This window comes from Paraburkholderia sp. NMBU_R16 (assembly GCF_013282575.1).
Taxonomy (GTDB): Bacteria; Pseudomonadota; Gammaproteobacteria; order Burkholderiales; family Burkholderiaceae; genus Trinickia.
In genome coordinates this window covers 1-252 of the sequence record NZ_JAAAYE010000454.1, presented here as the reverse complement: position 1 = coordinate 252, position 252 = coordinate 1, and the positions used below count along the sequence as shown (strand labels likewise).

The 252-nt window shown below is 65.1% G+C and carries 1 protein-coding gene; it reads right to left on the bottom strand.

Annotated features, from left to right (window positions below; genetic code table 11):
* Positions 1 to 252 (bottom strand): transposase (locus tag GWC77_RS28785; RefSeq protein WP_254367246.1); only part of this gene is annotated, 252 nt, incomplete at both ends.

The following is a 252-nucleotide window of genomic DNA, read 5'->3' as shown; positions in this document are numbered from 1 at the left end:
ACATCGGTTCGAGCGGCCGAGACTGCCAGGCGGTGACTTCGGCCATCACCTCGTCGGTGACTGAACTGATGAACTCGGGCGAGACCTCGGTGCCGTACTGCTCCTGTAAGAAGCCTTGGATCTCGCGCACCGCCGGCGGGAACGCGAAGAACGGAATGACGCGATCCCAAGCATTGCGCCACGCCGCGCTGACCGTCGGGAATCGTTGCCCCCAAGGCCCTTCGGCAAACGCGTCGAGTTCGGCCTGCGCGG